Here is a 286-nt window from a genome sequence, read left to right on the forward strand (position 1 = left end):
CAATTGATATGCCTGCTACAGTTTTAGCAGCGCCTATCATCTCTCTTACAATTTTGCCATTTCCAGCAATCCCAATTTTCATCAAAACTCCCCCTATTTCATTATCTCTGCCAAAATCTTTATTCCCGTTTTTATTTCCGCCAAAGACAATACAGCAAAACTTATGCGCAATTGTCTATGGGGTGCTCTTCGCACAAAAAACGGTGCACCATTTGAAATTATCACCCCTTGTTTTTTAGCATTCTCAATCACATCATCAGCTAATAGTCTTTCTGGTAAATTAAGC

The 286-nt window shown here is 38.1% G+C and carries 1 protein-coding gene; it reads right to left on the reverse strand.

The features are described from left to right. Positions 1 to 93: 93 nt before the first annotated feature. Positions 94 to 286, reverse strand: a 193-nt coding sequence (locus H6A07_RS09690; protein WP_204814715.1) for a hypothetical protein, incomplete at its 5' end; no start/stop codon positions are given.

Source organism: Olsenella uli, assembly GCF_016899935.1.
Lineage (GTDB): Bacteria > Actinomycetota > Coriobacteriia > Coriobacteriales > Atopobiaceae > Thermophilibacter > Thermophilibacter uli_B.